This window comes from Paenibacillus sp. J53TS2 (genome assembly GCF_018403305.1).
GTDB lineage: Bacteria > Bacillota > Bacilli > Paenibacillales > Paenibacillaceae > Fontibacillus > Fontibacillus rhizolycopersici.
Map to the genome: position 1 here is coordinate 622,490 of NZ_BOSK01000001.1, position 26,934 is coordinate 649,423.

Genomic DNA, 26,934 nt, shown 5'->3' on the forward strand with positions numbered 1-26,934 from the left:
TAACCCCTACTTTATCCTATCATCCCGATTCCCCACGCCACGAACCCGGCTGCCAGAGAACTGAGTAAATTCACCATATCATTATCCATCCAACGGTAACCCCGCAAATGGACGGTAGCTTGGTCACAATGTACCGCCACCTCGACCTCTTTGCCGCACACGGTACAGCGCTGCATGTCCTGGATGGTCGCGCCTAGCCAGGAATCGGCGAAAGCCCCAACCAATCCGGAAACCCCGCCGATCAACCCCCATTTCACCAGCGCGAACAGCGCGGGAACAACTTCGTTATACGCATCGTCTCCGATCCACAGTCGGAGCAGCCAAGCGGCGCCGCCGATGCACGCCGCACCGGCCAGCGCTGCGGTACTCCCCAGCAGCGTCACCCCGCCCGACGTTCCCGGAGGAACCCGGCGGCCGTTTAAGATCGAACGCGGCTCGCGTTTGCTGAGCCCGCCCCATTCCGTCGCCCATGTATCCGCGGTCACCGCGGCCATCGTCCCGACGAAGAAATACGCCCACGCCGGATCCGGCCAGAACAGGTTGCCGAGACAGGCCAACATCCCCAGACCGCCGTTCGCCAACACCTGGCCGGCGTCCCGGCGTCCGCTTTTGGCATAAGATTTCTCCAGCTCGGCTTTACGGTCTCCGCGAAAATGCGAGAAAGCCGATGAGCTGACGAAAAACAACAGCAAAATGCCAAACCAGAACAAATTGCCTGCCCCGTAATATACGGTCCCCATGACGAATGCGGCCAGCATGCCGGAGAGGGATAACGATTTCTTCTTGTAAGCCGCTCCAGACACGATTAGGGCGCCAAGCGCCCCAATGATCCAATCGAAATTCATTTTGCCGCCGGGCCGGAAGCTACCGTGCAGCTTCCCAGCACCTGGGAGCCATAGGACAACTCCAGCTTATCTCCTTGAACAACCGGGCCCACCCCTTCAGGCGTTCCGGTAAAAATCAAATCCCCTTCGCCCAGACCGTAATGCTCGGCGATATAATCGACGATTTGCTGCAGCGGGAAGATCATCCGACTGATGTTGCCGCGTTGCACAACCTCTCCGTTCTTGCGCAGCACAAAATCTTCGTTTGCCGTTTCCGCCGCGCCAGGGAAGGCAAGATAAGGCGTGATTGGCGCCGACTGGAGGAAACCTTTGGCCGGTGTCCACGGATTGCCCTTGTCTTTGACGATGTTCTGCACGTCGCGAAGCGTGAAGTCGATTCCAAACGCGATCACGTCCACCAATTCGTCGACCGTCATCCCCGGCTTATAATCACGGGCGATACGCAGCACTAACTCGGCTTCATAATGCACCGAACCGCGGTCCGCCGGAAGCTCAAGGCCCCGGCCGTCCATCGTCGTCACCGCATGCGACGGTTTCAGGAAGATCATCGGCTCAGTTGGCACCTCGTTGCCGAGCTCCTCGGCATGTGCCCGATAATTCCGCCCAACACAATACACATTAGCGATCAATTTGTTCATCGTCATCTTCTCCTCCTGGGGATTGTGGTTTCACAATCACATGATTCGTTTTCCCGCTGCCGATCGCCTCACGCCATACATCCGGCCGGTTTGTGCAAAGCAGAATGTCGGGGTGCAGCGCCGCCGTTTTCCGCAGAGACCTCACATCGTCCATCGTCCATGCCATCACGTCGATGCCGTGCTTGAATGCTTTCTCGGCTAGCTCTGCGGTTAATGCGCGATAATGTATCGATAAAAAAGAACAATGCAACAGCTTCAGCCGCAGCAGCAAATCCTTCGGCTGCCGGTCAATAATCAGACCCGTGCGGATGCCGCGGCCAATCTCCTTGATTTTCGCCAGGATCCGCGGCTCAAACGAAGTCAGCACGACCTCGTGTTCCATATGCCGACGCTTGACGGCGGAGATCACCTTTTCCTCCAAGCCGGGGTACCTATTCCCTTCCGTCTTGATTTCCAGATTGGCGCGCAGCCGTCCGGCGATCGTGTCCAGAAACTCATCCAGGCTAGGCAAACGTTCCCCACGGTAAGCCTTAGCTTTCCAACTGCCGGCATCCAGCGCCTGCAGCTCCGCCCACGTCTTGTCCTTGACCGGCCCCCGACCGTTTGTCGTACGGTTTAAGGTAAAATCATGAATCAACAAAGGCACGCCGTCCTTTGAACATTGTACATCAACTTCGATCCAACGGACATCCTTCTGCTCCATAGCCAGTTGGACCGCGGCCATCGTGTTCTCCGGGGCGATCCCGGAGAAACCGCGATGGGCGACACATGGGTTACGCAATCCCTCGCCTCCCTCCTAACGGAAACGATCCTTTCCTTACGCGCGATGATCCGCCAGCAGCGTTAATCCGGGCTCTTTCGTCCTGCCGATCCGGGAAGTGCTCACTTCGCCATCCTCAGAAATCCGCACTCCCGGCGAGAAGCTCTGGATCTCCTTCAGCAACTGGCTTCCGTCTTGAGGGCTCATCGGCACGGGCTGGCCCAACTCGGTAAGATAAGGGATCAGCTTGAGCTTACAATCCCCGCTGCGTGTACAGGAAGCCGCAAATACCGCGGTCTCCCACGTCTTCGGGTCCTTCGATTTCGTAAAAATAAAGTTGCCCGTGCTATAGGCAATCCACTTGCCTTTGTATTGCTCCAGCCCCTGCATTACATGAGGATGGCCGCCAATGACCAGGTCAGCACCGGCATCGATAAACGCGTGGGCCAAACCCTGCTGATGTTCTTCCAGCTTGGTGGTCCGCTCTTTGCCCCAATGGGTCATGACAAGCACCAGATCGGCATTCTTGCGCGCCGCCTTAATGGCGTTCACTGCAGCTTCCGGCGCGTACGCCGAGGCGACTCCCGGTTTGTTCTTTCCGGCAACCCATCCCGGCTCCGGCACTACCCGGCTGAATCCGAACAAGGCGATCTTGATGCCTTTGCGTTCGAAATAGACCGGGGCGTAAGCTTCTTTGCTGTTCTTGCCCGCGCCGACATACAACACGTTGTGTTGCCGCAGGGCTTTCATCGTATCCTGAAGACCGGACACGCCTTGGTCCAATACATGGTTGTTCGCCAAATTGACCGCGTCCACGCCGGCCTGGGCCATCGGTCCAATCGCCTTCGGCGGCGACTTGAAGACAAAGGTCTTATCAACCGCCGGGTTTCCGCCGGAAGTCACCGGCGTCTCCAGATTCAATACGCTTAAATCGTCGTTCTGGAACAACCCCCGCACGTATTTGTACGGAGAATCGTATCCTGCTTTCTCCAGCCGCTCCTCAACCTTTCCGGAAAAAATCGTGTCCCCCGCAAAATGAATCAGCAGTTGCTCCGCATCGCCGCCATTCTCCTTGCCCGAACCAGTGCCGGATGGCGGATTGGCTATGCCAACCTCGCCTCCGTCGGGTGCATCTCCATCCCCTTCTCCGGGCGTGGTGTCCCCCGCTTCGGAGTGATCCGTACCGTTCCCTTTCTCCGTCCCCGTTGGTGCAGCACTGTCGTCCTCCGACTGTGGAAGTGGCGTTTCCTCGGCACTTGAATCGCCGTCGTCCGGTACACTTTCACCCGAAACGCCGGGCAACTGCCCCGTTCCCGCCTCCGGTACAGCCTGCCCGGTTCGTTCTTCCAAATAAAAGTAAGCTCCCAGCACGAAAATTAAAGTGATGAGAGTCATGTTAAGCAGGAGCCAGATCCGGTTTTGACGCCGCCTTTTTTCCTGCTGCTTCTTTTTGTTTTTTTCCGACCTCGGTGGATACATGACGGACTCCTTTTTACTTCGATCTATCTTTTCAGTGAACCTTCGATGTCAGGTTTTGAGCACCGCCGAATCCACCTCTCTGAATACGCTTCGTGATCAAGAGCTGACCGTTTGATTTTATTATATCAGGTATCCGAAAATAAATAGAACCCCTCACCTATTTTGCGGGCAAGGGGTCAAGAAGTCCTAAGTTGGGTTGGGTCACTGAGTCGGCTCCACTTTAAGCCTGGGCGACCTTCAATTGATCGGCCATCTGCTCCGCCAGCTCCTTCGCCTGCTTGATGCAGTCAGGCAGGCCGACGCCGTAAAACGCCGCCCCGGTTGCATAGACGCCAGGCAGCGATCCCTTCAGTTGGCGGGTTAACTCCGCGACCTGCTGCAGATGTCCAACCGGATACTGCGGCATCGATTTCGGCAACCGAGTAATTTCCGTGAACAACGGCCGGGCCGTGATATTCATCAACCGCTTCAGATCCCCAAGCACGAGCTCCGTTAGCTCCTCCTCGGGCAGAAATGCCTTCTCCTCATCGCCGGAACGGCCAACGTAGCAGCGCAACAGCATTTTGTCGTCCGGGCTCGTATGCAGCCACTTGATGCCGGTCCACGTGCAGGCGGTAATATTCAGGCCTTCCTTGCGCGGTACCAAGAAGCCCGAGCCATCGAACAAGCCAGTAACATCCTTGCGATCAAACGCCATAACGACGTTAGCAACGGACACGTAGTTGATCGCATCCAGCGCGGTCACATCGACATGTGGCCGGAGCAACTCCGCAGCGGCAAACGCTGGAACGGTGACGATCACATCGTCTGCCGCCAGCCCTTCGCCTGACGCAAGCACAACCTCGTACGCTTCCGGTCCCGTACGGCGGATATCCACCGCTTCGGTCTCCAAGCGGCAATCTACATCCGACAGCGATGACACCAGTCCGTTCACCAACGTCTGCAAGCCTTTGCGGAACGTCAGGAACGCACTGCGCTTCGTGCCTGTGTGCGTTTCCACCGGCTTCTTGCCGGTCATCATGCCCTTGATCAAACTTCCGTAAGCCCGCTCCACCTCTCCGAATTGCGGGAAGGTCGATTGCAAGCTGAGCTTGTAGGTATCGCCCGCATAGATCCCCGCGAGCAGCGGCTCGGTTACGTTCTGCAGCACCTCGGAACCCAGCCGGCGTTCGATAAACATACCAAGTGATTCGTCCTCCTCGCTTTGCCGCGGCGGCATCACCAGGTCCAGCATCGCCCGGGCTTTGCCGCTCCAGGAGACGAGTCCGCTGCGCAGGAAGGGGCCAAGCTCCGTCGGGATGCCTAACACCAGCCCCGAAGGCATTGGATGCAGCTTGCCTTCACTGACGATGTACGTCTTCTTGGCGTTCGGGTTCATTGAGACAAGCTCGTCTTCCAGTCCCAGCTCCTTCGCCAGATCGGTCATGGCCGTCTTGCGGGCCAGGAAAGAATCCGGACCTTTCTCAATGACGAAATGGTCTTTCTCGAGCGTTTCGATTTTACCGCCAAGGGTGTTGCCTTTTTCCAGCAGCGTAATTTGCGGGGTTAAGCCCCTCTCCGAATAGAACTTGCGAACGTAAAAGGCCGCGGACAGCCCGGTCAGCCCCCCGCCGATAATGACAACCTGACGTGAAGAATCACGCATGTCCTCTCATCTCTTTTCCCAAGATTTGATAATGACGTCGCCGAGCGCCTCCATGTATAAAGGTTCGGTGTTCAGCGATTCGATCCGTTCCAGTCGCATATCCAGTTCTTTCGCGATCGTTTTGGCTTCGATGTCCAGATCGTACAGCACTTCCAGATGGTCCGATACGAACCCGACGGGAGCGACCAGCACATCCTCCACTTGTTCTTCGCTCAAGTCTTTTAACGTATCTAAAATATCCGGCCCCAGCCACGGATCTGCCGTACGGCCCGCGCTTTGCCAGGTGAACTGCCAGTTGGTCACGCCAACTTTGTCCGCCACGGCCTGGGACGTCTCCAGCAATTGGTCGCGGTATGGATCGCCCATTTGCAGGATCTTCTCCGGCAAGCTGTGGGCGCTGAACAGCACTCGAACCTGATCGCGCAGTGCGCCGGCTTCCTCAAATTGGTCGAGCTTGGCGGACACCCGAGCGGCAAAAGCCTCGATCAGCTTTGGATGTAAATGATAGCTCTCCACGAAGCGCATCGAAACTCCTAGCTCTTGCGCCTTCGCCTCCGCCCGCTTGACGTAACCGCCGATGCTCATGACGGAATAATGCGGTGCAAGCACGATGCCAACCGCTTCGCGGATGCCGTCCTTCGCCATTTGCGCCACGCCGTCCTCTATAAAGGGATGGGCATGCTTAAGCCCTTGATAACAAACGAACTCCGTATCTTGGCCCGCGGCCATGCGGTTCAGCGTTTCCTGCAATGCGGCGACTTGCTTGTCCGTATTGGCGCGCAGCGGAAACACTCCCCCTACGATCGCCTCATATCGGCCGACCAGCTCCTGGAGCTGTTCCGCAGTTGGGGGATGGCCACGCCGGATATGCGTATAATACGCTTCGACTTGGTCCAGACTTTGCGGCGTGCCGTAAGACATCACCAACACTCCGATTTTCGATTTCACGATTCCAGTTCACCTCTAGTCGATAATTGAGTTGCACTCATATATGTGGTTTAGCATTACGCACGCGGCGTTGATTGATGCAGGATTGCTTCGGCGGAATACGCATGTACGAATTCCGTTAGCTCGCGCAGCTTGTCGATGGAAGCCTCAGGAAACAAGCCGTGCCCCAAGTTAAACACAAATCCCGGGGCCGCTTGGCCGTCGTCAACAATTTTTTTAGCCTGCTGCTTAATGACCTCCATCGGCGCGGTCAAAATGTAGGGATCCAAGTTGCCCTGCATTGCGAACTTTCCATTCGTCCGACGTCGACCTTCCGCAATGGATACGCGCCAATCGAGCCCTACCGCGTCGGCAGCGATATCGGTCAACGACGGAAGCAGCTCTCCTGAGCTTACGCCGGGAAAATAAATTTTCGGTACATCCAAATCGCGAAGTTCGGTAAAAATACGGGTGATCGTCGGGAGTACATACCGCTGAAAATCATTTGGAGCAAGTGCTCCCACCCAACTGTCAAACAATTGGAGCGCTTTGCCTCCGCTTTCTACATGGGCTCGCAGATAAGCGATGACCATATCGCCCAGCTTGTCCATAAGCTTAAACCAGGTTTCCGGTTCGCCGTACATCAAAGCTTTCGTGTGGATATAGCTCTTAGACGGCCGTCCTTCGATCAAATAGCTGGCGATTGTAAACGGCGCGCCGGCAAAAGTAATGAGCGGAACGTCAAGCTCCTTATCCAGAATTGCGATCGTCTCCAAAATATGCGATAAATCCTTATGGACGTCGATCGGCTTCAGTCGCTCCACATCCGCCAGCGTCCGAATCGGCTGTTCAATAACCGGCCCGATATTTTTGACAATATCAAACTCCACGCCAAGGGAAGCAACCGGATTCATGATGTCGGAATACAAAATAGCCGCATCCACACCAAGCTTGCGGACGGGCATCATGGTGATTTCTGCCGCCAGCTCCGGCTGTCGGCATATCTCTAATAAGCTGTACTTTTCTTTAATTTTCCGGTAATCAGGATCATATCTGCCCGCCTGGCGCATGTACCAAACCGGAAGACGATCCACCTCTTGCTTCCGCAGAGCCCGGATCAAACGATCGTTGTAAACCAAGCCGCACGCCTCCAATACTCGTAGAAACCATTTTGATGAAAAATCATAGCTACACTATAAACATTCTAATGTACATTATGCCCTACTTAAAAGTAAGTAACAACTATCACAACGGCCAAACGCATGGCGAACCTATGACAATCGAATGAAGATGCCATGAAGAATGCCTCAGACCAAGCATTTCCAATAGTGATATACTAGGATCACTTTGTGAAGTGAGATGCATCCTTAGACCCTGCGAAAGGAAGTGAAAGCACATTGAACACCTGGAAGGTCAATCTCATTGTGCTTTGGTTCGGACAATTTCTGGTCAATGCCGGGATGACGATGATCACGCCGTTTCTCTCGCTGTATCTAGCGCGGGATTTGCACGTGCAGGGAGAGCATGCGATCGGAATGTGGGCCGGGATGATTTTTGCCGCCAATTTCGCGACTTCGTTTATTTTTCAGCCCATCTGGGGAAAGCTTGCCGACAAATACGGTCGTAAGATCATGTTGCTGCGCTCCGGCTTCGGCATGGCCATCGTCATTACGTTGATGGGCTTCGCTACGCAACCTTGGCATCTGCTCGGCTTACGATTGCTGAACGGGACCATCTCCGGCTTTAATCCGGCCTCCGTGGCGCTGATCTCAGGCACGGCGCCGAAGGAGCGAATGGGCTTCGCGATGGGTACGATTCAGTCCGGCACCGTGGCCGGTACAATTCTGGGGCCCTTGATCGGCGGATTGATGGCGGAGTGGATTGGGTTTCGGCCGATTTTTTACATTACCGGGGTGCTGTTATTTATCGCCTCCTTACTGGCACTTCTGTTCGTGCGCGAGAAGTTCGACCGCGAGGAAGCGTCGCATACGCCGCAGCCTTCCGTGCTGCAGGGCTTCCTGGAGCTGAACAAAACGCCTCAGCTGACCGCGTTGTTCGCCGTGACGTTCCTGCTGCAATTCGCGATGCTGAGCCCGATGTCGCTGCTGCCTTTATACGTGGAGAAGCTGCACGGACAGACCGCCGACGTGGCGTTCTGGGCCGGTTTTGTCAGCGCCGTGACGGGGATTTCGAATATGATTACCTCGCCGGTTCTCGGCAAAGTCAGCGATAAGCTGGGGGCTCACCGCATCCTGACCTTTTGTCTCATTGGAGCGGCGGCCACGCTGATCCCGCAAGCGTTCGTGCAAACGGTGTGGCAGCTGATCGCCGTTCGGTTTTTGATGGGCGTATTCATGGGGGGGCTGTTGCCAAGCGTCAATGCGCTGATCCGGTACTACACCCCGGACGGCATGGAGAGCCGGGCGTTCGGTTTTAACAGCAGCACACTGGCTCTCGGCAACATGATGGGCTCGCTGATCGGCGGGTTCCTCGCCGGGTATATCGGCATCGAAGGCCTGTTCGTCATCTCCGGCATACTGCTGCTGATCAATACGATGTGGGTCCGGCTGAAGTTGTATGCGAGACCGAAGCCGCGAATGACGGCGCCGAGGTAGCAGGAATCCCTCCAGTTATTTTCAAGCATTCGTACGCGGAAAAATGAACCGCTGTCTCCAGCGGCTCATCGTTTTATCGGACTAATACGAGAGTTCCCGCACTGACAGCGGCAATTCTCCCTATAACAACGCTTGTTTGGCAAACTCGTAAAAAGCCAGCGCCTCGGGCCGACTACCGAAGCCGGCCTGCGCCAGCTTGTCGCTGCCGCCGCCTTTTCCGCCATATGCGGCCAGATGCTCCTTGAAGAATGCGCCACAGGACACCGAATGGCTGCCGTTCTGAGCCAGCACCACCTTGTGCTCGGATTCGGTCGCCAGCAACACTGCCGCGTCACATTGCGCGGTGAGCTTCTGCGCCAGGTTCTGCAGCTCTCTTAACGTCTTGTCCGCAAAAATGTGAGCGATCCGCCCGACTTCCTGCTTGGCCAACAGCTGGCCTACCGTAATCTCGTCCATAGCTTCTTGTAATGCGTCCAATTCGGATTGCAGCCCCTTCTGCTCGTCCTCCCATTTGTCCAGACGCTCCAGGATGCCGTCCCGGCCTGTTTTCAATCTGGAGGTCACCGCCCCAAGCACTTGTTGCTGCTCCCGAAACTCGTTTAAAGCCCGGTACCCGCATTTGAAAAAGATCCGTACATGGCCCTTCTGCTTCTCGGTCTTCAGCAGCTTAATCATCCCGATCGCGCCGGTCGCCGCGACGTGCGTTCCTCCGCAACCGTTGTATTCCACGCCCTCCATCTCGACGATACGGACGCGGTCTACCGCCTTCGGCGGTTTTACCAGAGGCAGCCGCGAGGCTTCTTCTTCAGTGACAAAGTAGCCGGAAATCTTATGATTCATATAGATATGACGGTTCGCCTCGTGTTCGATGGCAGCAAGCTGCTCTGTCGATACCTCCGTCCGATCTACGTCAATCGTGCAGTAGTCCTCGCCGAGATGGAAGCTTAGCGTCATCGCCCCATGCTCTAAGCATACGGCCGACAACAGGTGTTGCCCGCTATGCTGCTGCATGTGATCAAACCGGCGGTCCCAGTCGATTTCACAGCGGACCTCCCCCTCTCCCGGGAATCGCTCTACCTTATGCAGCACTTCATCGCCTTCACTGATCACGTCAAGTACGGGAATGCCTTCAATTCGCCCCGTATCGTTCGGTTGCCCTCCCCCGTGCGGGTAAAAGGCGCTTTCTTCCAACACGACGTAAACGCCGTCCTCCCGTTCCATCTTGTCTTTGACGCGGGTTGTCCAACAGGTCAAATAAGCATCGTCAAAATAGAGTCTTGTCGTCATTGCTAACTTCCCTCTCTTTGTATCTTTCCTTAATCTCAGTAGAAGTCCATTTCTTCCCTTTACTATACCTGAACTCGGGGGTACTTCGCACCATCGTTACTGAGTTGCCGCACATGGCTCTCTTCCTCCTCTCATATAATGGGGTGAGGTGACAAGGAGGGAGCAAGGATGGCGTACAACATCGCCGATATTCGGAGAGAGATTCACCGATTGTCTGAGGAACTGATTCAGCGGCAGGAATCGGATGGCACTTGGCGGTTTTGCTTCGAAAACGGCATCACCCTTGATGCATGCACGATTATTCTTTTTCGCACGTTAAATGCGGACCGGGAGGAGCTGATCCGGCAGCTGCACGACCGCATCTTGGCCGCCCAGCAGCCGGAAGGCTGCTGGCGATGGTACCGCGACGACGATGAAGGCCACCTGTCCGCCACGGTTGAGGCGTATTATGCCCTGCTGTTCTCCGGGTACAGCCGGTCGGAGGACGAAGCGCTGCAAAAGGCGAAGCGTTACATCTTGGAACGCGGCGGCATCGGGCAGGCGAACAGCCTGCTTACAAAAGCGATCCTGGCAGCCACCGGGCAGAGGGCCTGGCCCTCGTCCTTGTCGCTGATCCCGATCGAAATCCTGTTGTTGCCCGAGTCGTTTCCGCTGAACTTCTATGATTTCTCCGGTTACTCGCGGGTTCATCTTGTTCCGCTGCTGATCATGGCCGAGCGGAACTTTCGCGCCAGGTCCATGCGGACGCCCGATTTGAGCGAGCTGTTCTCGGACGACCGCGGTCCGGAAGAAGAGGCGCTGACGCAGTCCCGCGAGAGCCGGGAACCGCTTGAGCAGTTCCAATCGGCGTTAGGCCATTTGGTCGGAACGCCGCGGCGCATTCGTCAGGCCTCGATCCATAAAGCCGAGCAATATTTGCTCGAAAGGATCGAAAGCGACGGGACGCTTTACACCTATGCCAGCTGCACGGTGCTGATGGTCTTCGCTTTTCTGGCGCTTGGTTATGAAACACAGCATCCGGTCATCCAGCGTGCCGTCGAAGGTTTAGCTAACATGAAGTTTACGGTGGACGGCGGCGGCCTTGGCGAAAGCGGCTACGTCACGATCCAGAACTCCCCTTCCACGGTCTGGGATACCGCGCTGATCTCCCATGCCTTGCAGGAAGCCGGCGGCCCGCCTTCCCATCCGGCCGTTCGACGGGCTGCCGATTATTTAAGGGAACGTCAGCATCGTAAACCGGGGGATTGGCAGATTCATAATCCGGGCACCGTACCCGGGGGCTGGGGTTTCTCGGAGACGAATACATTCGTTCCCGACGTCGACGACACCACGGCCGTCCTGCGCGCCCTCCACGCCTTGCACGCTGACGATCCCGCTACCCTCGACGCGTGGAACCGCGGGCTGAATTGGGTCTGGTCGATGCAAAACGCCGACGGCGGCTGGCCGGCTTTCGAAAAAAATACCGATAAGGTCATGCTTACCTGGCTGGCCATCGAAGGGGCAAAGTCCGCGGCCACCGATCCATCGGAAGCGGACCTGACCGGCCGGACGCTGGAGTACCTGGGGAATTTCGCCAAGTTGGGCGTACGTCACGATTGGGTCGCGCGTGGGGCAGACTGGCTGCTAAGCCATCAACAGGAGGACGGGTCCTGGTACGGTCGATGGGGGATCTGCTACATTTACGGTACCTGGGCGGCATTAACGGGATTAATGGCGGTAGGCATGCCCTCCGACCATCCGTCCATCGCGAATAGCGCCGAATGGCTGCGAAATATCCAAAACGCCGACGGCGGCTGGGGGGAATCCTGTCGCAGCGATCAAGCGAAGCGGTACGTGCCGCTCCGCGCCAGCACGCCCTCACAGACGGCGTGGGCGCTGGACGCGCTGATCGCGGTGCACGACCGGCCAACGCCCGAAATCGAACGCGGCTCCGCCCGTCTGATCGAACTGCTGCACGAAGACGGCTGGCCCGCCTCCTATCCGACCGGGGCCGGGCTGCCGGGGTATTTTTACGTTCACTATCATAGTTACCGGTATATCTGGCCGCTTCTGGCGCTCTCGCATTATGCGAAAAAATATGGGGACGAATCGGCGGATGATCCGATCGGCTGACGTCCCGCCGCTCCTGTTATTTTGCGGAGCACCGGGACGTTCAGGCCGCGATCCGCGGGGGATCCGGTGTCGTCCCCCCGACCTTACGACCGCATGGTCCACGACGTCGATCGGGGAGACTTCTAGTTTTGCCAATAGTTTCCGGTAGCTGTTCTGCGATATGTTCAAACCGCATCACGCGATGTATAATGGACCTAAGACGAAGAACGTCCCGATCCATGCATTTGGAACCGGGGCGTTTTCTTATTTTTCGGGAGGGATGGGTCCATGGTTTCAGAGATGGCGTTTGAACAAGCTCATGCCGCATTTATGCAGGCGCATCTACAGTCGAGGACGGGAGAGCGCAGAGGGCGTCTGGAGCGCGGTCACCGGGAGGCGGAGAAGTTATTCTGCCGGAAAGTTTGGTGGGAGGTGCAAGGGAATTTCGATCGCCTGCATCCGGAGTATGAGGTTGTAGATTGGCGAGGGCACTCTTATTTTTGCGATTTCGTATGGTTGGCTGGACCCGTGAAGCTGGTCATCGAGATCAAAGGGTTTGGTCCGCACGTCAGGGACATGGACAGGCAAAAATACTGCAACGAGCTAAATCGGGAAACTTTTCTGACCGCGATGGGGTTTCAGGTGATTTGTTTCGCCTACGATGACGTCGCGAACCGGCCGGAATTGTGCATCACCTTGCTGCGCATGGTGCTCAATCGGTATTTGCCGGCGAATTCCCCAGCGGATGCTCAATCGATCCAAGAACGGGAGATCTTGCGACTTGCATGCATGCTGGCCCGGCCGCTGCGTCCCGTGGACGTAGAGACCCACCTGTCCCTTAACCATCGGACCGCCGTCCGTACTCTGCAATCGTTAAAGGCTAAGGGAGTTTTGACCGCAGTTTCAGGTGCGGAAGGCAAACACGTCGTAAAATACGAGTTGCATAACGACGCCGTTTATTGGTTTTGAGGGGGGAAGGGCCTACACCGGCAAAGAAAAACCTGCATAAATACAGTTTTTTGAGCGCCTTTTCTTCAAATCGAGCAAATGTCTGCAAATATACAGTTTTTTGTGGTGATTACCGTGATATTAGCCTTTCCGAGGTAAAATCCCTGCACTTTTGCAGGTTTTCGCCCTAAATCGGTTATTCCGATGAAAAAGCCTGCACTTTTGCTGCTTTTTTGGGAGTTATCCAAAAGAGTACATATACATAGGCACCCCCCCATCATAGTGATATGATGATTGTGACGATAAAGGGTTGCCTTACACTTATCTTTAGGGAAGGAAGAGGAAAACATTGTGACCGAAATCAGAGAGGCTGTACTGGAGGATTTGCCGGACCTACTGGCCATTTATAACGAGTCGGTGCTGAACTCCGCGGCCACGTTTGACTTGGAAGCACAGACGCTAAAGCAACGGAGGGTCTGGTTCGACAACCACGGCGGGCGGTTTCCGCTGATCGTGGCGACGGCGCAAGGGGAAGTAGTCGGTTATTGCAGCCTGAGCCCGTTCCGGGCGAAACCGGCATATGCCCATTCAGCCGAGCTTTCGGTGTATCTCGCCGCCGAGTTCCGCGGCCAAGGCATCGGCTCCGCCCTAACCGCCGACATTTTGCAACGCGCAGCAGCGCTTGGCTATCACACCGTCATCAGCGGGGTGGTCGGCGGCAACGAAGCCAGCCTCAAGCTGCACGAGAAGTTCGGCTTTGAATACATCGGTTGTTTCAAAGAAGTGGGACGCAAATTCGGGAAATGGTGGGACGTCCATTTCTATCAATACATAACGGGCGCCGGCCATTAAGCCGGCGCCCATCGGCAAGCCTGTTTTCGTCTAGCGAACCGCCTATTTCCGCTTCATATAGGAGTAGATCGGCAGTCCGATCAGCGTGATCCCAATCCCGATCAAGGATTGGAGCGGGCTGCTAATGATCGTGCTCCCCAGGATATATATCCCGCCTACGATCCCAACTAGCGGCGTCACAGGGAACAGCGGCACGCGATACTGCCCTTTCGGGGAGGATACATTCCTCCGCAGCAGAAACACGCCAAACACGCCCATCGTAAAGAAAATCCACAACACGAAGATCAGCAGGTCGGTTAACGTATCAAACGTCCCCGAGAAGATATAAACGACTGCCAGCACTCCTTGAAAAATCAACGCATTGGACGGCGTCTGAAACTTCGGATGGATTTTGCGGAACACCGCCGAAAACGGAATTTCTCCTTTCTCGCCCATAGCCTGCGGAACCCGCGCCGCCGTCATCAGGTATCCGTTTAGTGCGCCAAGCACGGAGACGATGATCCCCACGGTGATGAACATTCCCCCGCCGCTGCCGAACAACGCTTCGGCCGCATCCGCGCCGGGAGCTTTGGAGCTGACGATCGCGTCATAAGGCAAGATTTGAAATATCGCCAGGTTAACCAACACATACACGCAGATAACGAAAATCACGCCGATGGAGATCACTTTGGGCAGCGTTTTTGCCGGATTCTTGATTTCGCCCGCCATGTTGGTCACGCCGATCCAGCCGTCGTATGCCCACAACGTCCCCAAAACTGCTACGCCAAAGCCCGCGCCGGTAGCAGCCCCATGCACCCCCGAGAATCCCGGCGCCGAGCCGGTGAACAGGCCAAAGCCGATGATGCCGACGATCGGGATCAATTTGCCAACCGTAGCCAGCGTTTGAATGACGCCGCCATATTTGGTGGAGACCACGTTCATCGCTAGGATAAAAGCAAGGATCGCCACGGCAAGCAGCTTTTGCTCGAACCCGTTCATCGGGATAAAATACCCGGAATACGAGGCGAACGCGATGGCTAAGGCCGCCACGGACGCAGGATAGGAAATCACCGTTTGCACCCACCCCAGCAAGAAGCCCACCATATTACCGTATAGCTCGCCAAGATACGTATACAAACCGCCGGATTTGGGAATCGCGGAGGCGATTTCGGCGACGGATAAAGCCGAAGCCAACGTGATAATGCCCCCCGTCACCCAAGCCAACAGACTCATCCAGGGAGATCCGGCATGGGTTAACACGATCCCCGGTTTCAGGAAGATCCCAGATCCGATAATGACGCCGACAACGATGGCAAGGGCTTCGACGAAATTCACCGTTTTACGGATAGGCCGGTGTTCTTGCCGTTCTTGTTCGATTGATTTCATAGGTCGTTCTCAATTCCTTTTGGTTGTCGTATTTTCGTAAATGGGAAGCTGGTCCGCAAATTACCGCATCATTATACTGTACCGGCCTTTCCTTAAGCAATCGATTTTTGTGAAAAAAGGAACACATTCGCTCGATCTCGTGAACCTGTGCTAATCCCCTGCTCCATCCCGTACATATAATTTCAAAGCCGAACATAAATATCAGTAGAAGTGATAGCGCCTATACGTAGGAAAGGCAGGGAACAACCATGGCGGTTTCTTACATGGATTTCACATCACCCAACGCACAGTTCTCGTTCGACGTCAACCGGAACACGACGGTCAGAAAGGACCAACGCAACTTCATCAACGAATTGTCCATCCATCAGTTAAATACGCTCGGCAATATGTCGTTTCTGGACACATACCTGGACAAAGGCAATGTCATCGAAATGCATATTCACCAAAACGCCTCCGAGCTTGTGTACTGCCTGTCGGGGGAAGTCGTCGTCTCGATCATCAACCCGTTCACCAAAGAGCTGCGGCATTATCCGAACCGTCCCGGTCAGGCGACAAGCATCCCGCAGGGGTGGTGGCACTACGATACCGCGACCATAGACGGAACGCGTTTTCTGGCGATTTTCGATCAGCCGATTCCTGAAATTATCCCCGCGTCCGATATGCTGCGGCTGACTCCGCCCGAAGCGTTCGCGCATACCTATTGCCTGGATGTCGACAAGGTCCGGGAAGCGTTCGCTCCGCTTAATCAAACGGTGATCATCGGCCCACCGCGGGGTTGTCATCAGGAAAACCAACAAGCCCCTTTCCCTAATCCGCAGCAGCAGGCTTATTCGCCGCATCCCCCTCACCCTCCCTATAACCAAGGTTATGGACTTCGGCCATATCAACAGAGCGACGGCAATCCCCGCCGCCCGCAGGTCATCGGAAACGGTTGGGCCCATTTATACCACGATGGACCTTGAAGATAAGAAGTAGCTGAGGAAATCGAAAGAACCCCAAGCTCGGATTGGGGTTCTTTCGATTTTTTTCCTTATTCAACTTTAACAATGCTCACCCTCGCCCGCAATTCATCAATCAGCACACGCTCAGCCAAATCGTCGGAGAAGGCAGTTGCGCTTCCCGAAGCGACGCCGGCGCGGAACGCCTCCATCAAGTCCCCCCCCATGGCAAGCGTTCCCGAGAAACCGGCGATCATCGAATCGCCGGCGCCCACAGAGTTGCGCACCTTCCCCGGCGGAACATTCGCATGATAAACCTCGTTTCCGGTGATTAACAAAGCCCCTTCACCAGCCATCGAAATTAATACATGCTGCGCCCCTTCTTCAAGCAACCGGCGACCGTAAGTAATTAACTGTTCTCGTGTTTCTATAACCACGCCAAACAGCTCGGCTAGTTCATGATGGTTCGGCTTTGCGAGCAGAGGCTGGTACGCCAGTGCCCGGCGCAGCGGTTCGCCCGTGGTGTCGATGACGAATTCGGCTCCTTGCAACCGGCATCTACGGATCAACTGCTCATAGAAATCGCCGGGAAGCGACGGAGGCAGGCTGCCGGCCAAGATAACGAGGTCGCCTTTCCTGAGGAGGGACAGCTTCTCCACCAAGGCATTGGCTTCTTCTCCCGTAATGGCCGGGCTCCCGCCGTTAATCTCCGTTTCCTCGCCATGCTTGAGCTTGATATTTATCCGGGTATCTCCGTCGTCGATGCGTACAAAATCGGCGTTAATCGCCTCATCCCGCAGAAATCCCTCAATGAAATCACCGGTGAATCCGCCGAGAAACCCCATGGCGGTCGTGTCCGCCCCAAGTCGCTTCAGAACGCGCGAGACATTAATGCCTTTCCCGCCGGGTAACTTCAGGTCTCGAGTCATGCGATTCAATCCGCCAAGCTGCAGGCCGTCTACTTCCACGATATAGTCGATGGAAGGATTTAGGGTGACGGTATATATCCTCATGTGTTTACCCTCCAATAAGGTTTGTCATTTCCGCGATCGGCTTGCGCCAACGTTCCGGAACTTGCTCCGCGATGAGTGCCGCCTTATCCAGTTCCATGATCTTGGAGAAGGCGACGTGCCCGATTTTACTGGAATCGGCAAGCACATAGGTTAGCGAGGAGAGCTCACTCGCACGACGTTTCAAAGCTGCTTCCTCCGGGTCCGGCGTCGTGTAACCCCCATCAGGATGAATACCGTTCGCCCCGAGAAAACACCGGTCAAAACGGAACCCTCCCAGGTTATCCAAGGCCAAGCTGCCGACCAGCGCTTTCGTGCGTTTCTTGGCTAAACCGCCGAGCAAATAGCTTGGAATATCGGCCTCCAGCAGCGCATCCGCCAGTGGCAAGCCGTTCGTCACGACGGTGATAGATTTCCCTTTCAGATAAGGGATCATTGCCAATGTCGTCGTTCCGGCATCTAAATAAATCGCCTCTCCGCTTCGTACTAAACCGGACGCCATCTCGGCAATCTTTTGCTTTTGGGGGAGGTTTACGGCTGATTTCTCCGCCATTCCCGGCTCAAGCCCCCCGGACATTGTTGGCAACGCCGCGCCGCCATGGACTCTCCGGAGCTGGCCTCGCTCCTCCAGATCCTGCAAATCGCGCCTCACGGTAGATTCAGACGCCTCAAGCATCGTGCAAAGCTCCTGGAGCTTGACGATGCCCTTCTCCTGCAGCAGCCGCAGGATCCGGCGATATCTCTCTTCGTTTAGCATCATTCCTCCTCCTAACTAAACACATCGTATCATAATTTCCGCAAATATCAATCAAATACATTCATAATCGATCATTTTCAGTCACTCCACTTGTCATAGCATGAAAAAAAGAACCCTGTTCAATTCAGAACAGAGTCATCTTCTTCAATTCTATTGACTTGGCGCAATGCCTTTGACCAGCAGTTCCGTCCATTGGGCGGTATAAGGGAGAATCTTCGAGTAGATATGCGGGCTGGATATCCCTTCAACCAAAGCTTGGAAGTAAATCAGCAAAAATTCATCCGAATATTTCAGATCCACCTTGCCTTCTTTACGCCCGCGATGGAATAAATCCAACATCATGCTATAGCTCTCCTTGACATATTGCTGCATGATCAACGATAAGCCGTCATCATCCTTCTTCGTAAAATAATCCATTAAATCCACATAAAATTGCTTATTGATTTTATCCAAATAATTGATTTTGTTCAGGCTCATAGCAATGATTGTTTCTTCGAAGGGCTTGTTTTCGGCCATGATGGCTCGGGCCGCATCCCCCATTCGGGTTAAAAAATACGTAAAAACCTCGTGGATCAAGTTTTCTTTGCTTCCAAAATACTTAAAAACCGTCGTTTTACCGACATTGGATTGTTTCGCGATCTCATCCATCGTTAGATTTTCAATCCCGTCATCGGAGTTCATTAAGTTAAACGCCGCTTCCAAGACTTGCTTTTTCTTCTTTTGGGTCCTCTTTTCAAAACCGTTCATTTCTCATTCCTGCTTTCCAACCGTGTTGAATTAAAAATATTTATGATCTTCTTAGTTCATAATTTCTCTACTTATTAAGTATATACCGAATATTATGAATCATCAAACAAACTATAGTTCTAAATTTCTTTTTTTTAAATTGACTGGGTAGATAAAAAAGGCTTATAACTGAATTTGTAAATGAACTTTGGTTTAAAACAAGGGGGATTATCGCAATTATATGAACTATTATCACATTATTAGTTCTTTATTATTCGAAGTTATCCTTGGTATTTAAACTGGAAAGCACGTTACTAAAACTGTGAAGAGGGAGTTTTAGTGCTATGACGGAAATTGTAAAAGTGCAGGGTTTACAAAAAAAATTCGGGAAATTCAAAGCTTTGCGTGACGTGTCGTTCACGGTAAACGCCGGGGAGGTCGTCGGTTTTATCGGGCCAAACGGTGCGGGGAAATCAACCACGATTCGCACTTTGCTTGGCATCATTAATCGGGACGCCGGAGAGGCTAGCATCTTTGGCAAAGATGTTTGGAACGATAGCCTCGAGATTCATAAACGAATTTCTTATGTTCCGGGAGATGTGGCTCTTTGGGGCAGCCTCACCGGCGGCGAAATCATCGATTTATTTATTAAATTGCACGGCGGCGGAGACAAAAATAAGCGCGATTATTTGATTAAGCGTTTTGAGTTGGATCCTAAGAAGAAGGCAAAGGGCTATTCCAAAGGGAACCGGCAAAAAGTTGGCTTGATTGCGGCTTTGTCCGTCGATTCCGATTTGTATATTTTCGATGAACCGACTTCCGGTTTGGATCCGTTGATGGAAGCAGTCTTCCAAGAAGAAGTCGAGAAAATCAAACATGCGGGAAAAGCCATCTTGCTGTCCTCTCATATATTGAGCGAAGTGGAACGTCTGGCCGATAAAGTCGTGATCATCCGCCAAGGCAAAGTGGTTGAAACCGGAACATTGGACGAATTGCGTCACTTAACCCGTTCTACGGTCACGATGGTAACCGAAGGCGATGTGGCCCGGATGGCTTCCATTAACGGGGTCCATGATTTCAAGCAAACCGGGAATCAAGCGACCTTCTCTGCGGATAATGCATTTATCAATGATATTTTGTCCGAAGCGGCAAAATTGGGCGTCAAGAAGTTCGAATCGGTGCCGCCTACGCTTGAAGACTTATTCATGCGTCATTACGAAGTCTAAGAGCGGGAACGGAGGATACGATCATGCAGGAGAAATTTGCACTTTGGGACACCTTATTTATTCAATATCTGAAACGGGATTGGAAAAAAATCGGGATCTGGATTTTGGGATTAGGCTTGTTTTCGGCTGCTTATGTCCCGGCTTTTGAAGAGATCGGAAAAGGGCAAGGATTGCAGGGAATGTACGAGACCTTGCAAAATCCGGCGATGATTTCCATGGTTGGTCCGACACCGGTTGAGACCGCGGCGGATTACACTTTAGGTGCCATGTATGCGCACGAAATGTTGTTATTCTGCGGTTTGTTCGCGATGATTATCGCCGCTTTGCATGTGGTAAGCCACACGCGCAAAGAGGAGGATTTGGGACTTACGGAGCTTGTCCGCTCCTTCCGAGTAGGTCGACAAGCCAATTCTTTTGCGGTGACTTCCGAAGTCGTCATCATTAATATATTACTAGCTCTCGTCATTGGCGGAATCATGACCAGCTTTGGCGTAGACACGATCTCGGCCGGAGGATCCTTTTTGTTTGGCGCATCCATCGGGATGGCAGGGATCCTAGGGGCGGTGATTGCCTTGGTTATGGCGCAAATTATGCCGACCTCATCCGCCGCAACGGGAGCATCGCTCGGGATTGTAGGCTTGCTTTATATTTTTCGAGCCGGAACGGATGTGTCGAACGCCGACTTCTCTATGATCAATCCGATGGGTTGGACTTATCTGACTTATCCATTTACGGAGAACAATTGGGTACCTCTCATTTTGGCCGTGGCCTTCAGCATCATTGTCGTGATCATCGCTTTTGTCCTTGAAGGCCGTCGGGATATGGGGGCCGGTTATTTACCCGAACGTGAAGGTCGGGAGTCAGCAAAAAAATCATTGCTGTCCGTCCCTGGCTTGTTTACCAAGCTGAACAAAGGCGTAATGATCAGTTGGCTGATTGCTTTCGTCGTCATGGGCGCAGCTTATGGTTCGATTTACGGAGATATGCAGACCTTCCTTGAAAGCAATGAAATCATGAGCCAAATGTTTACGATCTCCGGCGTTTCCATCGAAGAAGCCTTCACCGGGACCATTATGATGGTCATGATCGGATTGGTTTCCATTTTGCCGATCGCCATCGTGAACAAACTTTTCGCGGAGGAATCGCGGCTGCATTTAAGCCAACTTTATGCGACAAAAGTGACGCGGGCTAAGCTCTATTGGACGAATGTCATTTTGGCCATCGTTGCCGGAATCATTGGCATTTTGCTGGCTACAAGCGGACTTGGCGGAACGGCCATTTCTGCCATGGGCGACAGCTCAACGATGGATATGGGAGATTTCTTTGCCTCAGGCTATAATTTCCTGCCATCCGTGTTGTTCTTTACCGGACTTGCCGCTTTGGCTTTAGGTTGGGCGCCAAGACTTGGCAAAGCCGTTTATGCTTATCTTGGTTATTCCTTTGCTTTAAACTACTTTGGCGGCATTTTGGATTTGCCGGAATGGTTCTCGAAAACCGCGGTCCAAAGCTGGATCCCTCGGATGCCGGTAGATCCGTTCGATGCGGTAACCTTTATTTCGCTCTCGGCAATCAGCATTGCCATGATGGGAGTTGGCTATTTGGGATACCGTAAGCGGGATATGGTTGAAGGAGCTTAGACGTCAAAAAATAAGACGGGTCACTTGATTCTTGTCAAATGACCCGTCTTTCTTTATTTCACCATCGCCAGCGCCAGTCCGTCATACGCCGGCAGCAGCGTGCTAATCAGCCGCTCGTCCCGGGCGATCGTCTCGTTGAACCTGCGCATCGCCTGCACCGACGGCCCGTTTTTGTCCTCGTTCAGGGTCCGTCCGCGCAGCAGGATATTGTCGCCGGCAATCAGCGCTCCCGGATTCGCCAGTTTGATGGCGTATTCGAGATAGTTCGGGTAATTTTCCTTGTCCGCATCGATAAAAAAGAAATCAAACCGTTCCCCCCGCTGCTCCAGGGTCTGCAAACTATCGAGCGCAGGTCCAACCATGTACCCCGCAACCTGCTCGAATCCGGCTTCGTGCAAGTTGGCCCGAGCCAGCTCGGCGTTCTCCTCCTTCAACTCCAGCGACAGGAGCCGCCCGTCCGCAGGCAATCCCCGCGCCAGACAAATGCCGCTATACCCGCCCAACGCACCGATTTCCAGCACGGCTTTGGCACCGGCCAGCTTGACCAGCAGCGTCAGCAGCCGACCGTACCCCGGTGCGATCGACACGTCCCGCATCCCGCTGTCCGCGATGGATTGGGTCACCCGCTCCAGCACCTCGTCCTTGGCATATAGTTCATCACCGTATTGTTCCGGTGTCAGCATCTCGATCTTCCTTTCATCCGTTCATTCCTTGATAAGAACCGTTTGTAACTTACAGAACATTGGCCTATACTGAATTGTATGGTTTTTCCGTTATTCTCACAAGTCTATGCGAAGCTGGAGTGATTGACGTAATTATGGCTGGACCTTTGCAATTGATCGCAACCGCCCCAATGGGCCTGGAAGCCGTGGTGGCGCGCGAATTAAAAGAATTGGGTTATGAAGACACGGTCGTGGAAAACGGGAGGGTTCATTTTACCGGGGATCTGATCGACATCTGCCGATGTAACCTGTGGCTGAGAACCTCAGACCGGGTGCTCATCAAAATGGGTGAGTTTACCGCTGTTACGTTTGATGAGCTGTTCGAGGGCACCAAAGCGCTGCCTTGGCAGGACTTTATTCCGGTTGACGGGGAATTCCCCGTGGAAGGCCGTTCCCACAAATCGCAACTCAGCAGCGTACCGGCTTGCCAGGGGATCGTCAAGAAGGCGATCGTCGACAAGCTGCAGCAAGCGTATCATACGGAGTGGTTTGAAGAAACCGGACCGCGTTACGTAATTGAAGTGATTTTGCTGAACGACAAAGCGTTGTTGACGCTCGACACCACCGGCCCGGCGCTGCACAAACGCGGCTACCGCAAGCACGCGACGGAAGCGCCGCTGAAGGAGACGATGGCGGCGGCGATGATCCTGCTGAGCCGTTGGAACCAAAACCCGGCGCGTCCGTTCTACGATCCCTGCTGTGGATCGGGCACGCTGCCGATCGAGGCGGCGATGATCGCCTGGAACATCGCGCCGGGCCTGCGGCGCACGTTTAACTCTGAGCGCTGGCCTGTCGTGCCGGAGGAGCTGTGGCAGCAGGCGCGCGACGAGGCGATCGACGCGGTACGGGACGACGTGCCGCTGAACATTACCGGCAGCGATATCGATCCGGAGGCGATCGAGATCGCCAAAGCCGCTGCTAAGAGCGCCGGGTTAGCGAACGAAATCAAGTTCGCTTGTCTGCCTGCGGTGAGGGTCCAGCCGGAAGGCGATTACGGCGTGATGATGACGAATCCGCCCTACGGGGAGCGGATTGGCGAAGAGAAGGAAGTGCGCAAGCTGATCGCCCAGCTTGGGAGAGTTATGGCCGGGTTGCCGACATGGTCCTTCTTCGCGCTCACTCCGACTAAGCAGTTCGAGCACGATTTCCAGCGCAAAGCGGACAAGCGCCGCAAGCTGTTTAACGGGCGTATCGAATGCCAATATTTGCAGTACCTCGGGCCCCTTCCTCCGCGCCATTAAACGTGGAGGGAGGGTCTCTCCCTTTTTTTATACATGCAACCGCAAGCAAGGAAAGGAGCTGACACTACGTCATGCTGCGTCTGACCTCGAATCGCGGCCTCGGCAGCCGCTTTTTCGTCTATATTTGGTTTATCGCCGCGGTCTTCATGAAACTCTACGTTCTTCATGGTAACCTGCACGCCCGTTATATTGACATGAACCTGCTGGACGATCTGATAGCCATCGGTTCGATTATGCTCGTATCGTTCTGGACCTTATGGCTCCCCCCGCGTGGAAGAGGGGTCGCTTTAGGCATATTGAACGTGCTGCTCACCGTGCTTATCTTCGCCGACTTGGTCTACTATCGGTATTTCGGCGATTTTTTGACGGTACCCGTGTTGCTGCAAGCCGGACAAGTCGGGGAACTCGGCGGCAGCATCCGAGAGTTGATCCATCTCGCTGATCTGTGGCTCATCGTCGATTGGGCCGCTTGGGCCGCAGTGAAAATTATGCTACGGTTCACGCGAGGGGGCAGTAGCCGCCGCCAGGGTCAGCTTCACAACTCGTTTGGAGGTCGGTCCTCCAGCCTCAACTTTGGCGGAGCCTCCTTCTCCCCCGTTTCCTTCGGTTCGGGAAGCCGGAGAAGCGGCGGACGCCGGTTCGGACGCCTTTTTTCCGGGATTGGCGTCTTTCTGCTTGGTTTTGTTTTGACGATGGGACCGATTCGTTTCTATACTCAGACCTGGGCCGTTGGGTTGTTCGAAAACAACTGGTGGAACGTCTCCTTATACAACGTGACCGGCTTGCTTGGATTTCACTATTATGACGCCAGCCGCTACCTCAAGGAACATCTCGGAAGCGGACAACAGGTCAACGCCGAGGAGCGGGACGAAATCCGTCAGTGGTTTAACGAGGCCAGCCAACGCCGCCAATCGGACAATAACCTGTTTGGGGCATATGCTGGGAGCAATGTCATTATCATTCAGGCCGAGGCCTTCATGAATTTCACGATCGGTAAAACAATCGGCGGCCAAGAAATCACGCCGAATTTCAACAAACTGATGGACGAAAGTTTATATTTCTCGAACTACTATCATCAAACGGGTCAAGGACGAACTTCGGATGCAGACTTCTCCTCGAATAGCTCGCTGCACCCCCTGCCGACGGGGTCGGTCGCGGTCCGTTACCCGAATCATGCGTTCGACATGCTCCCGCAGATTCTGAAGTCGCAAGCCGGTTATACGGCTGAGGCTTATCATGCGTATGAAGGCAGCTTCTGGAATCGCAACAATATGTATCAAGCGATGGGGTATGATCGGTTCTACAGTAAAAAAGACTTCCAGCTGGACGAACCCCTGGGCTGGTCGTTGGGGGACAAATCTTTTTTTCGGCAGTCGTTAGAGGTGATGTCTCAGGAGAAGCAGCCCTTTTATTCCTTCCTGATCACATTATCCAGCCATCATCCGTATTCGCTGCCGGCCTCCATACAGGAGCTGGACACCGGCGAGTTTGAAGGCACGATCTTCGGTGATTATTTGCAAGCCGTGCATTACGTGGACGCGGCGCTTGGAGAGTTCGTAGAGGGCTTGAAGCGGGAAGGACTGTGGGATCGTACGATTTTGGCATTTTACGGGGACCATGACAATTCGATCACCGACAAAGCGGGGTATGAGCAGTTCCTTGGCAAAACGCTGAGCGATTTAGACATGCACCAGATCATGAGTCAGGTGCCATTGCTCATTCATCTGCCTGACGGTGGACATGCCGGCGTCTATCCGGAACCCGCCGGACAGCTTGATCTGACGCCGTCGCTGCTGCATTTGCTGGGCATTGCCACGGATTCCTACTACATGATGGGCAATAACCTGTTTGCCTCCACCGGGCCCGACCGCCCAGCGGACCGTCTGGTCGTTCTGCGTTCCGGCGCCTTTACGGACGGCAAGCTGTACTACATTCCGTCCGCCGACAACCTGTTCACGAACGGCACCTGTTACGATTTGTCCAGCCGTACGCCTGCCGAGATCGAACCGTGCCGGGCTCCCCACGAGGAAGCCATGAAGCGCCTGCGGATCTCCGACGAAGTGATCGCTACCAATCTGATTGCGGACTTCCGCAAGGAAGATCAAGGGGTGAGGCGGTGAGAAACACTTGAATCGCGGACAACCAGCTCAGGGAGCAGTTTGACATTTTCGATGGGCTGGTTGTACCCGTTCATGCGGCGAACTAGCATTTCTGCCGCCGTCCGTCCGATTTCCTCTGCCTGGAGGGATACCGAAGTTAATTTAGGATAAGTGCGGGACGATAGGCTCAAATTATCCATTCCGGCGAGTAGCAAGTCTTCGGGGACGCGAATCTGTTTCTCTTCACAGGCCCGCAGGAAGCCGTATGCCATCAGGTCATTGGCGCAGATAATAGCCTCTGGCAGCAAATGGCTGCCGTCGAACAGGGATAGGCCAGCCAAATATCCACCTTGCTCGGTATAGTCGCTTTCTCGAATCCATTCGGCGCGCAGCGAAAGCTTTGCCTCCTGCAGTCCATCACGGTAGCCTTCGTAGCGTTCACGGCCGGTTTGTTCTTGCAAACGGCCTCCTACATACCCGATGCGGCGAATGCCTTGACTCGCGAAGTGGCGTACCACTTCTTTGATCCCCTCCTGCGTATCGACCCAGACATAATGGAAGTGATCCTTTCCAACCGGCGAAATATATTTGTTCGTTAGCACGACCGGCGCTTGGAGGCGATTCAGCAGATCGATATTTTCCTCGCAAAAATGGAAAGAGACCATGATCATGCCGTCGGCGTATTTTTCCCGCAGTAGTTGGATCGCCCGTTTCTCTTCGTCAAGCCGATTCTTCGTATCCATCAGAATCAGCAAATAACCGTACGGGTCCAGCACATCGTTGATCCCCTGGATCATATCGAAATAAAAAGGATTGCACATATCCGGAACTGTAAACAATACTTTGTTGGACACCCGCGTTTTCAGCATTTTTGCCGATTGGTCAGGGGCGTAATCCATCTCTTCTGCCGCCTGCATGACCCGCTTCCGGGTTTCTTCCTTACAGTACCCTCGGCCAGACAAGGCGCGCGATACAGTTGACGGGGAGATGCCCAGTTTTTCCGCGATATCGTAAATTGTCGCCAAATGATCATCCCATTCTATGAAATCGCTATCAACACTTACTCCTATTTTAGAATAGAACCCCTCATTGAATCAATCGACGGGTTACACAAACAAGCGGCCAT

At 54.2% G+C, this 26,934-nt stretch carries 23 protein-coding genes; 9 read left to right on the plus strand and 14 right to left on the minus strand.

The window, feature by feature from the left end; all coding sequences use genetic code 11:
* Positions 1-11: 11 nt before the first annotated feature.
* The 7 genes from KJS42_RS02940 to hemE all read right to left on the minus strand — a co-directional run bounded on the left by KJS42_RS02940 (position 12) and on the right by hemE (position 7,433).
* Positions 12-845: a DUF92 domain-containing protein gene (locus KJS42_RS02940; protein WP_213621918.1), complete on the minus strand. Its 834-nt coding sequence runs from the start codon at positions 843-845 to the stop codon at positions 12-14.
* Entirely contained in the window at positions 842-1,483 is a 642-nt protein-coding gene (locus KJS42_RS02945; RefSeq protein ID WP_213621919.1) for a fumarylacetoacetate hydrolase family protein, read from the minus strand. The genes KJS42_RS02940 and KJS42_RS02945 overlap by 4 nt, the downstream gene beginning before the upstream one ends.
* Positions 1,464-2,264 carry a glycerophosphodiester phosphodiesterase gene (locus KJS42_RS02950; protein ID WP_244868360.1) on the minus strand — a complete coding sequence of 267 codons (801 nt, stop codon included), beginning with the start codon at positions 2,262-2,264 and terminating at the stop codon, positions 1,464-1,466. Before KJS42_RS02950 ends, KJS42_RS02945 begins: the two co-directional genes overlap by 20 nt.
* 36 nt (positions 2,265-2,300) lie before the next feature.
* Positions 2,301-3,722, minus strand: a complete 1,422-nt coding sequence (locus KJS42_RS02955) for a CapA family protein (protein WP_213621920.1) — start codon at positions 3,720-3,722, stop codon at positions 2,301-2,303.
* Positions 3,723-3,942: 220 nt separating this feature from the next.
* Positions 3,943-5,367 (minus strand): protoporphyrinogen oxidase, encoded by a 1,425-nt coding sequence (gene hemG, locus KJS42_RS02960; protein WP_213621921.1) that lies wholly within the window; start codon positions 5,365-5,367, stop codon positions 3,943-3,945.
* A gap of 6 nt (positions 5,368-5,373) precedes the next feature.
* Positions 5,374-6,315, minus strand: a complete 942-nt coding sequence (gene hemH / locus KJS42_RS02965; protein WP_213621922.1) for a ferrochelatase — start codon at positions 6,313-6,315, stop codon at positions 5,374-5,376.
* A gap of 56 nt (positions 6,316-6,371) precedes the next feature.
* Complete coding sequence (hemE, locus tag KJS42_RS02970; RefSeq protein WP_213621923.1) at positions 6,372-7,433, minus strand: uroporphyrinogen decarboxylase; 1,062 nt, start codon at positions 7,431-7,433, stop codon at positions 6,372-6,374.
* 258 nt (positions 7,434-7,691) lie between these two features.
* Between hemE and KJS42_RS02975 the strand changes: the two genes are divergently transcribed.
* Positions 7,692-8,909, plus strand: coding sequence for an MFS transporter (locus KJS42_RS02975; RefSeq protein WP_155605009.1), 1,218 nt, complete (start codon positions 7,692-7,694; stop codon positions 8,907-8,909).
* A 120-nt stretch (positions 8,910-9,029) separates the two neighbouring features.
* Here KJS42_RS02975 and KJS42_RS02980 read toward each other — a convergent pair whose 3' ends face one another.
* Positions 9,030-10,196, minus strand: coding sequence for an alanyl-tRNA editing protein (locus tag KJS42_RS02980; RefSeq protein WP_213621924.1), 1,167 nt, complete (start codon positions 10,194-10,196; stop codon positions 9,030-9,032).
* Positions 10,197-10,364: 168 nt separating this feature from the next.
* Here KJS42_RS02980 and shc point away from each other — a divergent pair, with 168 nt between their 5' ends.
* The 3 genes from shc to KJS42_RS02995 all read left to right on the plus strand — a co-directional run bounded on the left by shc (position 10,365) and on the right by KJS42_RS02995 (position 14,087).
* Positions 10,365-12,308: a squalene--hopene cyclase gene (gene shc, locus KJS42_RS02985; protein ID WP_213621925.1), complete on the plus strand. Its 1,944-nt coding sequence runs from the start codon at positions 10,365-10,367 to the stop codon at positions 12,306-12,308.
* A gap of 279 nt (positions 12,309-12,587) precedes the next feature.
* Entirely contained in the window at positions 12,588-13,256 is a 669-nt protein-coding gene (locus KJS42_RS02990) for a DUF559 domain-containing protein (protein WP_213622110.1), read from the plus strand.
* A gap of 330 nt (positions 13,257-13,586) precedes the next feature.
* Entirely contained in the window at positions 13,587-14,087 is a 501-nt protein-coding gene (locus KJS42_RS02995) for a GNAT family N-acetyltransferase (RefSeq protein ID WP_213621926.1), read from the plus strand.
* Positions 14,088-14,129: 42 nt separating this feature from the next.
* On the opposite strand, the gene KJS42_RS03000 is transcribed toward KJS42_RS02995, so the two are convergent.
* The gene (locus KJS42_RS03000) at positions 14,130-15,452 is read right to left on the minus strand and encodes an APC family permease (RefSeq protein WP_213621927.1); all 1,323 of its coding nucleotides are present in this window, start codon (positions 15,450-15,452) and stop codon (positions 14,130-14,132) included.
* Between the two features lie 248 nt (positions 15,453-15,700).
* On the opposite strand from KJS42_RS03000, the gene KJS42_RS03005 reads away from it, so the two are divergent.
* A complete protein-coding gene (locus KJS42_RS03005; protein WP_213621928.1) occupies positions 15,701-16,414 on the plus strand; it encodes a cupin domain-containing protein in 714 nt (237 codons plus the stop codon).
* A 68-nt stretch (positions 16,415-16,482) separates the two neighbouring features.
* On the opposite strand, the gene pfkB is transcribed toward KJS42_RS03005, so the two are convergent.
* The 3 genes from pfkB to KJS42_RS03020 form a co-directional block, all read right to left on the minus strand.
* Entirely contained in the window at positions 16,483-17,403 is a 921-nt protein-coding gene (gene pfkB, locus KJS42_RS03010; protein ID WP_213621929.1) for a 1-phosphofructokinase, read from the minus strand.
* A 4-nt stretch (positions 17,404-17,407) separates the two neighbouring features.
* Positions 17,408-18,157, minus strand: coding sequence for a DeoR/GlpR family DNA-binding transcription regulator (locus KJS42_RS03015; RefSeq protein ID WP_213621930.1), 750 nt, complete (start codon positions 18,155-18,157; stop codon positions 17,408-17,410).
* A gap of 150 nt (positions 18,158-18,307) precedes the next feature.
* Positions 18,308-18,904, minus strand: coding sequence for a TetR/AcrR family transcriptional regulator (locus KJS42_RS03020; RefSeq protein ID WP_155605003.1), 597 nt, complete (start codon positions 18,902-18,904; stop codon positions 18,308-18,310).
* A gap of 323 nt (positions 18,905-19,227) precedes the next feature.
* Here KJS42_RS03020 and KJS42_RS03025 point away from each other — a divergent pair, with 323 nt between their 5' ends.
* Positions 19,228-20,109 (plus strand): ABC transporter ATP-binding protein, encoded by an 882-nt coding sequence (locus KJS42_RS03025; protein ID WP_213621931.1) that lies wholly within the window; start codon positions 19,228-19,230, stop codon positions 20,107-20,109.
* 23 nt (positions 20,110-20,132) lie between these two features.
* Entirely contained in the window at positions 20,133-21,746 is a 1,614-nt protein-coding gene (locus tag KJS42_RS03030) for an ABC transporter permease (RefSeq protein WP_213621932.1), read from the plus strand.
* Positions 21,747-21,799: 53 nt separating this feature from the next.
* Here KJS42_RS03030 and KJS42_RS03035 read toward each other — a convergent pair whose 3' ends face one another.
* On the minus strand, positions 21,800-22,429 hold the full coding sequence (locus tag KJS42_RS03035) for an O-methyltransferase (RefSeq protein WP_193418414.1): 630 nt from the start codon (positions 22,427-22,429) through the stop codon (positions 21,800-21,802).
* Between the two features lie 134 nt (positions 22,430-22,563).
* Here KJS42_RS03035 and KJS42_RS03040 point away from each other — a divergent pair, with 134 nt between their 5' ends.
* Both KJS42_RS03040 and KJS42_RS03045 read left to right on the plus strand, forming a co-directional pair.
* Positions 22,564-23,709, plus strand: coding sequence for a THUMP domain-containing class I SAM-dependent RNA methyltransferase (locus KJS42_RS03040; RefSeq protein ID WP_155604999.1), 1,146 nt, complete (start codon positions 22,564-22,566; stop codon positions 23,707-23,709).
* 71 nt (positions 23,710-23,780) lie between these two features.
* Positions 23,781-25,829: an LTA synthase family protein gene (locus tag KJS42_RS03045; protein ID WP_213621933.1), complete on the plus strand. Its 2,049-nt coding sequence runs from the start codon at positions 23,781-23,783 to the stop codon at positions 25,827-25,829.
* Here the strand turns inward: KJS42_RS03045 and KJS42_RS03050 are convergent.
* Positions 25,811-26,833 carry a LacI family DNA-binding transcriptional regulator gene (locus KJS42_RS03050; RefSeq protein ID WP_193418417.1) on the minus strand — a complete coding sequence of 341 codons (1,023 nt, stop codon included), beginning with the start codon at positions 26,831-26,833 and terminating at the stop codon, positions 25,811-25,813. The genes KJS42_RS03045 and KJS42_RS03050 overlap by 19 nt on opposite strands.
* Positions 26,834-26,934: the final 101 nt, after the last annotated feature.